We start from the raw sequence: 9,177 nt of genomic DNA on the forward strand, positions 1-9,177 counted from the left end.
CGCGAACAAGGAGTGCCATCCCATGACCGCAGCCACCCACGCCCCCCACGATGTCGTCATCGTCGCCGCGAAGCGCACGCCCGTCGGAAGCTTCCTCGGCGCGCTCGCCGCCACCCCCGCCCACGAGCTCGGCCGTATCGCGATCGAGGCGGCGCTCGCGCAGGCGGGCGTCTCGGGTGAGGAGGTGTCGGAAGTTATCCTGGGCCAGGTGCTGACCGCGGCACAGGGCCAGAACCCCGCACGCCAGGCCGCGATGGCGGCGGGCGTGCCGAAGGAAGTGCCCGCCTGGGGCGTCAACCAGGTCTGCGGATCGGGGCTGCGCGCCGTCGCGCTTGCCGTCCAGGCGATCCAGACCGGCGATGCTTCGATCGTCATCGCCGGCGGGCAGGAATCGATGTCGCTCAGCGCCCATGCCCAGACGCTGCGCGCAGGCGCGAAGATGGGCGACGTGAGCCTGGTCGATACGATGATCAAGGACGGCCTGACCGACGTCTTCAACGGCTATCACATGGGGATCACCGCGGAGAATCTGGCGGAGCAATATCAGGTGACGCGCGGCGAGCAGGATGCCTTTGCCGTCGCCTCGCAGAACAAGGCCGAGGCTGCGCGCGCCGCCGGCCGCTTCCGGGACGAGATCGCGCCCGTCACCGTCAAGGGCCGCAAGGGCGACACCGTCGTCGCCGACGACGAATATATCCGCACCGGTGCAACGCTCGACAGCGTCGCCGGCCTTCGCCCCGCCTTCAAGAAGGACGGCACCGTCACCGCCGCCAATGCCAGCGGCCTCAACGACGGCGCCGCCGCCCTGGTGCTGATGCGCCGCGACGAGGCCGAGCGCCGCGGTGCACCCGTGCTCGCAACCGTCCGCTCCTGGGCTTCGGCGGGCGTCGACCCTTCGGTGATGGGCATCGGCCCCGTCCCCGCCAGCAAGCGCGCGCTGGAAAAGGCCGGCTGGTCTCTCGCCGACCTCGACCTGATCGAGGCGAACGAGGCGTTCGCGGCGCAGGCGCTTTCCGTCGGCAAGGAACTCGGCTGGAACGCAGAGCGCGTCAACGTCAACGGCGGCGCGATCGCGATCGGCCATCCGATCGGCGCGAGCGGCGCCCGCGTCCTGACGACCCTGATCTACGAAATGGGCAAGCGCGGCCCCGGGAAGGGCCTCGCCACGCTGTGCATCGGCGGCGGCATGGGAATCGCGATGTGCGTGGAAACCGCGTAATTTTGTTTCGCCGATCTGCGAGATACACTCATTAACAGCCATTTAGTCAAAATGACTTACGTGTCACTTTTGAGACACATGCGCTCAAAAAGACCAAAGTAGGTAACGCTTTTTGTCTTGTTTCGGCGGCGCATTTGAACCTTTCTGCCAGATGAACGGGCAGTCCCGCCCGTCATCTGGGGGCAATAATGCGACAGACACGCTTGTTGAGCGCGACCGCGCTCGCGACATCACTACTCATTTCCACCGCCGCCTTCGCGCAAACGACGCCGGCGCAAAGCGACAGCACGGTGTCGTCGCCCGCGACGAGCGACGCCGATCAGCGCGTCGATCAGTCCACGACGGGCGACGAAATCGTCATCACGGGCTCGCGCATTCGCACGCCAAACGCCGAATCGGTTTCGCCGGTGACGTCGGTGACCGGCGCCGAACTGACGCAGACCGCGCGTATTTCGGTCGGCGACGCGCTCAACGACCTGCCGCAGCTGCGCACGACGCTGGGCTCGCAGAACTCGATCACCGGCTCGCTTGGCCTTCGCGGCATCACCGCGCTCGACCTTCGCGGCCTTGGCACCACCCGCACGCTGACGCTCGTCAACGGTCGCCGCGAAGTGGCCGCCGACATCATCAACAACCGCGCGATCGTGGATACCAGCGCTTTCCCGAGCGATCTTATCGAGCGGGTCGACGTGCTGACCGGTGGCGCTTCGTCGGTCTACGGGTCGGACGCGGTCGCCGGCGTCGTCAACTTCATCCTCAAGGACAATTACGACGGTCTGGCGCTCCACGCGCAGTCGGGCGTCACGATTCCCTGGGGCGACGCGGGCACGCAGCTCGTCTCCGTGGTCGGCGGCAAGAACTTCGACGAAGGTCGCGGCAACATCGCGATCAACGCCGAATATGCCCACCAGTCGCGCTATTATGCGTCGGGGCGCCCGGATTACCGTTCGGCCAACGGCTTCGTCATCACCGGCACGGACCCTGCGGGTTCGGTCAACGGGTCGGACGGTATCCCGGATCGCCTCTATTTCCGCGATATCCGCTCGACCACGATCTCGCTCGGTGGCCAGCTTGGCTTCCGTTACGGCAACGCCGCAGCGCCATGTGGCCTGGACAGCAACCCCAACACGGCCGCTCGCAGTGCCTTTACCTGCGCGTTCCTGTTCCAGCCGGGCGGCTCGCTTACGTCGCAGACCGGCCAGCGCGTGGGCGTGGGGCCGAACGGCAGCTTCATCGGCGGCAATGGCTATACCGGCCGCGAAGGCCAGCTGCTGACGCTCTCGCCCGACGTGCAGCGCTATGCGGTGACCGCGCTCGGCCATTACGACTTTTCGCCGGCCTTCACGCCCTTCTTCGAGGCGCGTTACGTCAAGACCAAGGCGTTCGGCTCATCGAGCGGCCCGTTCTTCTCGCAGGGCCAGACACTGGGTGACGGCGTCGCCATCACCGGCTTCAGCGACTATTCCTATAGCAACACCAACCAGACCGGCACGAACGTCAATCCGGTGAACCGCGAGGGGATCCGGCTCGACAACCCGTATCTGAGCGCGGCGGCACGTGGCACAATCACGTCGCAGCTGACGGCCGCCATCAACTCGGGCGTGAACCCCAACACCGGCACCGCCTATGCGGCGACGGCAGCGGGCACGACCGCGCGCAACGCGGCTCTGGCTCAGGTCGCAGCAGGCACCTTCCGCTTCTCGCTGCGTCGCAACTGGCTCGATCTCGGCATTCGTGACGAGTTCATCACGCGTGAGACGTTCAAGCTGGTCGGCGGTATCCGCGGCGACTTCAACGACGATTGGCATTACGAACTCTCGACCAATTACGGCGAGCACGACGAAACCAACGAAATCCGTAGCAACATCAACCGGCAGCGTTATCTGCTGGCGATCGATACGACGCGGAATGCCGCTGGCCAGATCGTGTGCCGCTCGCAGATCGACTCCCGTTACGCGGGCGTGGATCGCGGCGGAAACCCCGCGCAGCTCGCTGCCGACATCGCGGCCTGCGTTCCGATCAATCCGTTCGGTGAAGGCTCGGTCAGCGACGCCGCACGCCAGTATCTGACGGTCAACAGCCTCGCCAGCGGCAAGGCGACCCAGTTCGTCGCCAACGGCTTCGTCTCTGGCGACCTCAGCCAGCTGTTCGATCTGCCGGGTGGTCCGATCGGCTTCTCGCTCGGTGGCGAATATCGTCGCGAGACGCTGCGCTACGACCTCGATAAGTTCACCCAGTCGGGCTACGCGTTCTACAACGCCATCCCGTCGTTCCGGGCGCCCTCGTTCGAGGTCAAGGAAGCCTTTGCCGAGGTCAACCTGCCGATCGTCAAGGACCTGCCGTTGCTGCGGGAACTGACGCTCACGGGTTCGGGTCGTGTGTCCGACTACAAGGGCTCGGTCGGCACCGTTTACACCTATCAGGTCGGTGGCCGCTACAAGCCGATCAACGATCTGATGTTCCGCGGCGACTATGCGAAGTCCGTGCGCTCGCCGTATCTGGGCGATCTGTATGCGACGACGAGCCAGAACTTCGCGACCGTTACCGATCCTTGCTCGGCGCGGAACCTGGCCAACGGCACGACCTACCGGGTCGCGAACTGCAACGCGGCGGGTCGCCCTTCGACCTATGATTATGTTTACAGCGCCTCGCTGGAAATCAAGAGCGGCGGCAATCCGAACCTTCAGGCCGAAACGTCCAAGTCGCTGACGCTGGGTGCGGTGTATTCGCCCAGCTACATCCCCGGGCTGGTCGTGTCGGGCGATTTCTATGACATCACGGTGGACAACGTGATCTCGGCCGTCAGTGCGCAGAATATCCTCAACCTGTGCTACGACTCGCCGACGCTCAACAATCCGTTCTGCGGGCTGTTCCAGCGTGCGGGCAGCAGCGGTGGGCCACGCGGCGAGGAAGCGTTCCGCGTCCTCGAAGGGTCGCTCCTGCAGTCGTCCGCCAACTTTGCGAAGCTGAAGGCGCGCGGTGTCGACGTGAACGTCCAGTACAACCATCGCTTCGGCTTCGGGACGCTCGCGCTCCGCGGCGACTACACCCACGTCATCCAGCGCGATAACTACACCAATCCGCTGGACCCGAAGTTCAAGGATGTCGTCACCGGCGAACTCGGCGATCCGCAGGATCTGTTCAACATCAACGCCGACTTGAAGATCGACAAGGTGACCTTCGGCTACGGCTTCCGCTGGATCGGTCGCCAGTATCTGAACACGTTTGAAGACTATAATTCGGTGAACGGCCTTCCGCCGCAGAACACGGATTACGCACAGATCGTGCAGTATCCGATCACGACCTACAGCGACGTGCGCGTGGGATATGATCTGACCGACCGGTTCAGCCTCCAGCTGGGCGTGAACAACATCGGCAACACCATCCCGCCCTTCGGCTTGGTGGGCTCCGGTGGCGGTGCGATCTACGACAGCCGTGGACGCTTCGGCTACATCAGCGTTCGCGCCAAGATCTTCTGATCGGCGGATCGAAAGCTAGCGGAAATGGCCGGGAAGAAATTCCCGGCCATTTTTGTGTCAGCCTGGCTGGCGATCCCGGTTCACGGCAGATCTCACATGCGCTCGAAGCGCTGCCCCAACCCCGTCAGCAATTCATATTGCGACATGCCGCTCGCCGCCGCCGCGCTCGCCAGCGCGTAATCCGCAGCGATCCAATCGCCTTCGCGCACATTCGTGGCGTCGGTCAGATCGACCGCCGTCAGGTCCATCGACACGCGTCCCAGCACCGGCAGGCGCACATCGCCCCACCGGAATGCGCCCGAATTCGTGAAGCCGCGCCAATAGCCATCGGCATAGCCGATGTTGAGGATCGCGATCTCGGTGTCCGCCTCGGCGCGCCACAGAGCGTTGTAACCAACGGTTTCGCTCGCCCGCACTACGCGCCGCTGGATCACCTGCGCCTCGGGCATGACCACCTGAAGGATGCTATCGGCTAGCTCGGCGCGAGGGACGCCACCGTAAAGCGCGAGACCCGGCCGCGTCAGGTCAAAGGCATAGTCCCGCCCGAGCGCGATGCCTGCGGAATTGGCAAGGCTCATCCTCCGCGCCGTCGTTTGCCCTGCCAGTGCTGCAAACCGCTCGCGCTGCGCCGCGTTCATGGCACTGTCCTCGTCGGCGCAGGCAAGGTGGCTCATCAGCGTATCGATGGTGAGACCCACGCACTGTTCGCCGACGGCCTGCCCGACGTCGAGGCCCAGCCGGTTCATGCCGGTGTCGACCATCAGATCGCACGGCCGGCCCGCGCCCGCGTCCCGCCACAGCGCGACCTGCCCGGCGGTGTTCAGCACGGGCCGGGCATTGGCGGGCAATCCCTCGGCCAGGTCCTCGGCGCGAATGCCGTGCAGGACGGCGATCGACACGCCCATATCGGCGATCGCGCGTGCCTCGGCCCAGGTCGCCACGAAAAAATCCCGCGCGCCCGCCGCCGCCAGCGTCTCGACGACCAGTCGCGCGCCGAGCCCATAGCCGTCCGCCTTCACCGCCGCACCGCACGCGGCGGCGCCGCTCATCCGGTCGAGCGTGCGCCAGTTCTGCGCCAGCGCGGCACGGTCGATCCTCAATCGGTTGGGACTGCTCATGGCCTAGCGGTTAGCGTCCCCTCGCGCCCGTCGCCACCCTGTCAGTCGATGACAACGCGCCCCTTCTCCTCGCGCAGCCACAACGCCGTCACCACCAGCGCCATCGCGACCACAGCCATCGTATACCAGAGCCCGGAAAAGGGATCGCCGGTTCGCGCCACGATATACTGGCTGATGAAGGGAAGGAATCCGCCGAAATATCCCGTTCCCAGATGATAGGGAATCGACAGCGAGCTGTATCGGATCGCTGGCGGGAACATCTCCGATAAAAGCGCCGCAACCGGGCCATAGGTAAGGCCGGACAGCGCCGACATCGTCAGGATCGCCATAAGGATGAGCGCCAGATTCGCTGTCGTCGGCACGACCTTGGTCAGGTTATAGCCGCCTCTCGAAAGCGCCGCATCCAGCCCCGCATCGGACAGGTCACCCACCGGCTCGCCGCCCACCGACACGATCGTCACGGGCGACACCATCTTGGTGTAAGCCACGCCTTTCTTGGAGAAATAGTCGAGCAAGCGCCCGCAGGCATCCGCCTGCGTCTTTGCAAACGGGCTGTAGGCGCAGTGCGGCCCCGACACGATCACCGGCGCTCGCTGCGCCGCGCGCGCCAACCCCGGATTGGCGGCCGACGCCATGAACCAGAATATCGGGAACAACAGCAGGAGCGTCAGCACATAGCCGATCACGATCGGCGTCTTGCGGCCCACCCTGTCCGACAGTCGCCCGAAATAGATGAAGAACACCAGTCCGAAGAGCGCGCCGGTGCCGGTCAGCAGCTGCGCCACCGTCTCGTCGACGCGCATCGTCGTCTGCAGGAAGGAGAGAACGGTGAACATCGCGGTATACCAGATCACCGTGAGGCCTGCCGCGATGCCGAACAGCGCGACCAGCATCCGCTTCATGTTGCCGGGATAGGTGAAGCTCTCCACGATTGGGTTCGCCGCTCGCTCGCCGGCGGCCCGCATGGCCTTGAACACCGGACTCTCGGACAGTTTCAGCCGCATCCACAGCGACACCGCGAGCAGCAGGATCGAGAACAGGAACGGCAGCCGCCATCCCCACGCATCCCATGTCGCGCTGGGCAAGAGGCCTTTGAACGACAGGACGACGGCAAGGCTCAGGATGAATCCGCCGACCACGCCCGCCTGGATGAAACTGGTGTAAAACCCCGATTTTCCCGGTGGCGAATGCTCTGCGACATAGATCGCCGCGCCGCCATATTCGCCGCCGAGCGCCAATCCCTGGGCGATTCTCAGCAGGATGATGACGACCGGCGCGGCCATGCCGATCACTGCGGCGGAGGGCACAAGCCCCACCCCCGCGGTTGCGACACCCATCAGCGTGATCGTGACGAGAAAGGTATATTTACGTCCCAGCCGATCGCCGAGATAGCCGAAGAGTACCGCGCCGAGCGGACGAAAGCCGAAGCCGACCGCAAATCCCGCCCAGGCGAGGAGCGTCTGCACCACCTCGTTTCCAGCCGGGAAGAAGGTCCGTCCGATGATCCCCGACGCCGCCAGCGTGCCGTAGATGAAGAAGTCATACCATTCGAACACCGTCCCCAGCGCCGATGCGGTGATGACCAGCCGGACATCCTTCGGGGCCGGTGTCTCGACTGTCGTGCTGGCATCCATGCAACGTCCCTCGCCCCAGCGTCCCTGCGACGAATGTCTAGCGACTATCGCATCACGGGCAAGCGTGGGAGCCAAGCGAAAATCTGGCACCGAAACGAACGTCGCGCGTTGTGCACCGCGACATTCCCCTCCTGGAGATCTGGAAAGGATTGATGCGATGAACAGCGATACCCTGATCGGCAATGGCCGCGATGTGGCGGGCAAGGTGAAGGAAGGCGTCGGCGTCGCGACCGGCGACCGCGCGCTCGAAACCGAGGGCAAGGCCGACCAGCTCGGCGCGCAGGTTCAGAAGGGCTACGGCGCCGCGAAGGACGCGGTCCTGAACGGCAGCGGTCCGCTCGTCGACAAGGCGCGCACCTTCGCCAAGGATCGTCCCTTCGCCGCGGCCGCGCTTGCCGGGGTCGTAGGTCTGGCGATCCTCAACACGCTGCGGGGCAAGCGCTAAGCCCTAATAGCGCCGCGTTGTCTCGCTGATCGAAAGGCCCCGCGCTACGATGTGTGCGGGGCCTTTTTTCGTTCGTAGTGATGCCCGCCGGGTCAGGCGCCGATAACATGCAGAGCGATCGCGCGGCGTTGCGGGCCGCGACGGTGCTCGAACAGATAAATCCCCTGCCATGTGCCAAGGGCAAGTCGCCCGCCGATGACCGGGATCGCCAGATGCGTCTGGGTCAGCGCCGCCCGCAGATGCGCTGGCATGTCTTCGGCCCCTTCATCGTTATGGCGGTATCGATCCGATTCCGGCGCGATCCGCGCGAAATAATCCTCCAGATCGCGCCTGGCGCCCGGAGACGCATTTTCCTGAATGAGCAGCGATGCCGACGTGTGCCGGCAGAACAGCGTCAACAAGCCCGACGATATGCGCTGCTCGGCCAGCCAATCCGCCACCGCGCGCGTGAAATCATGAAGACCGGCATCGGCGGCTGCGACCACCAGTTCGCCGGTTGCCTGCCGAATTGCTGCCGTCACGCCCCCACCCCGTTCAGCCAGCGTATTTTCTCCCTCCTACGCAACAGCATGCCAACGCATCGTGCGTGATCCCACGCCGCGACCCGCACGAATTTGCTCCCTCCTACGTAACAGCACGCCAACGCGTCCCGTGTTTCAGCCCTGGGTCATCGCGAGTTCGATTTCGAGCGCAAGCCGCCAAGCGAGCGCAAATGAGAATAGGTTTGCCAAGAGCACTGGCTCGGCTGCCTCGACGCCGTCGCTGCCAAGCTGACTACGCACCAATAAAAAAGGAGGCCGGCTCGCGCCGACCTCCCTCTTTTCTCGAACCCTGCGGTCCGGGGTTGGGCTTACTGGCCCGAACCCGGTCCGTAGGTGATCTCGACGCGACGGTTCTGGACCTCGCGGACGCCGTCCGCAGTCTGAACGCGCAGCTTCGTCTCGCCGAATGCTTCGGTCGAGATGTTCGCGTCGGCAACCGCCTTCGACGAGAGGTATGCCTTCACGGCATCCGCACGGCGCTGCGACAGGCCAACGTTGTACTTCGACGAACCCGAGGTGTCGGTGAAGCCGGCAACCATGACCTGCGCGTTGCCGCACGACTGGTACTGGGTAACCGCGTTGTCGAGGATCGACGCCGCTTCCGGGGTAATGTCCGACTTGTCCCATTCGAAGAAGACAATGAACGGACCCGGCGAGCAGACCACCTCGGGTTCGTCGAAGTACAACGTTGGCCTGGCGCAGCGCCGTGCGGATGCCGTGAAGGCATACCTCTCGTCGAA

General features: G+C 64.7%; 7 protein-coding genes. 3 read left to right on the forward strand and 4 right to left on the reverse strand.

Annotated elements, in window-relative coordinates:
- Nucleotides 1-22 precede the first annotated feature (22 nt).
- Together BOS5A_RS07125 and BOS5A_RS07130 are read left to right on the forward strand one after the other, a co-directional pair.
- Entirely contained in the window at nt 23-1,219 is a 1,197-nt protein-coding gene (locus BOS5A_RS07125; protein ID WP_151954436.1) for an acetyl-CoA C-acetyltransferase, read from the forward strand.
- Between the two features lie 206 nt (nt 1,220-1,425).
- On the forward strand, nt 1,426-4,698 hold the full coding sequence (locus BOS5A_RS07130; RefSeq protein WP_325058535.1) for a TonB-dependent receptor domain-containing protein: 3,273 nt from the start codon (nt 1,426-1,428) through the stop codon (nt 4,696-4,698).
- A gap of 92 nt (nt 4,699-4,790) precedes the next feature.
- Here the strand turns inward: BOS5A_RS07130 and alr are convergent, their stop codons facing one another.
- Nucleotides 4,791-5,816: an alanine racemase gene (alr, locus tag BOS5A_RS07135; RefSeq protein WP_151954438.1), complete on the reverse strand. Its 1,026-nt coding sequence runs from the start codon at nt 5,814-5,816 to the stop codon at nt 4,791-4,793.
- Between the two features lie 41 nt (nt 5,817-5,857).
- The gene (locus BOS5A_RS07140; protein WP_151954439.1) at nt 5,858-7,450 is read right to left on the reverse strand and encodes an MFS transporter; all 1,593 of its coding nucleotides are present in this window, start codon (nt 7,448-7,450) and stop codon (nt 5,858-5,860) included.
- A 157-nt stretch (nt 7,451-7,607) separates the two neighbouring features.
- Between BOS5A_RS07140 and BOS5A_RS16285 the strand changes: the two genes are divergently transcribed.
- Entirely contained in the window at nt 7,608-7,895 is a 288-nt protein-coding gene (locus tag BOS5A_RS16285; RefSeq protein WP_151954440.1) for a CsbD family protein, read from the forward strand.
- 92 nt (nt 7,896-7,987) lie between these two features.
- Here BOS5A_RS16285 and BOS5A_RS07150 read toward each other — a convergent pair whose 3' ends face one another.
- Complete coding sequence (locus tag BOS5A_RS07150; RefSeq protein WP_151954569.1) at nt 7,988-8,404, reverse strand: secondary thiamine-phosphate synthase enzyme YjbQ; 417 nt, start codon at nt 8,402-8,404, stop codon at nt 7,988-7,990.
- Between the two features lie 341 nt (nt 8,405-8,745).
- A partial coding sequence (locus BOS5A_RS07155) for an OmpA family protein (RefSeq protein ID WP_151954441.1) occupies nt 8,746-9,177 on the reverse strand: 432 nt, incomplete at its 5' end.

The organism is Sphingomonas sp. EC-HK361, from assembly GCF_902498785.1.
Classification (GTDB): domain Bacteria; phylum Pseudomonadota; class Alphaproteobacteria; order Sphingomonadales; family Sphingomonadaceae; genus Sphingomonas.

Bases quoted from the DNA above. Each gene is read 5' to 3' on its own strand.
- BOS5A_RS16285 (WP_151954440.1), top strand. From the start codon at position 7,608: ATGAACAGCGATACCCTGATCGGCAATGGCCGCGATGTGGCGGGCAAG.
- BOS5A_RS07140 (WP_151954439.1), bottom strand. From the start codon at position 7,450: ATGGATGCCAGCACGACAGTCGAGACACCGGCCCCGAAGGATGTCCGG.
- alr (WP_151954438.1), bottom strand. From the start codon at position 5,816: ATGAGCAGTCCCAACCGATTGAGGATCGACCGTGCCGCGCTGGCGCAG.
- BOS5A_RS07125 (WP_151954436.1), top strand. From the start codon at position 23: ATGACCGCAGCCACCCACGCCCCCCACGATGTCGTCATCGTCGCCGCG.